We start from the raw sequence: 475 nt of genomic DNA on the forward strand, positions 1-475 counted from the left end.
AAAAGGGAAACAGCCCAGATCGTCAGCTAAGGTCCCAAAGTGTAAGTTAAGTGGAAAAGGATGTGGGATTTCTAAGACAACTAGGATGTTGGCTTAGAAGCAGCCACTCATTAAAAGAGTGCGTAATAGCTCACTAGTCGAGAGATCCTGCGCCGAAGATGTCCGGGGCTCAAACTTACCACCGAAGCTACGGGTTCACACTTATGTGTGAGCGGTAGAGGAGCGTCGTAATCGGGCTGAAGTCGTACCGTAAGGAGCGGTGGACTGATTACGAGTGAGAATGTTGGCATTAGTAGCGAGATGTGGGTGAGAATCCCACAGGCCGAATATCTAAGGTTTCCTCAGGAAGGTTCGTCCGCTGAGGGTTAGTCGGGACCTAAGCCGAGGCCGAAAGGCGTAGGCGATGGACAATCTGTTGATATTCCGATACCACTACTGATCGTTATTATCGATGGTGTGACGGAGAAGGATAGAG

Annotated in this window: 1 rRNA gene; it reads left to right on the forward strand. The window is 49.7% G+C overall.

The features are described from left to right. Nucleotides 1-475, forward strand: a 23S ribosomal RNA gene (locus ELS83_RS21865); the annotation flags it as partial.

The sequence above is a fragment of the Marinifilum caeruleilacunae genome, assembly GCF_013141825.1.
Taxonomy (GTDB): Bacteria; Bacteroidota; Bacteroidia; order Bacteroidales; family Marinifilaceae; genus Marinifilum; species Marinifilum caeruleilacunae.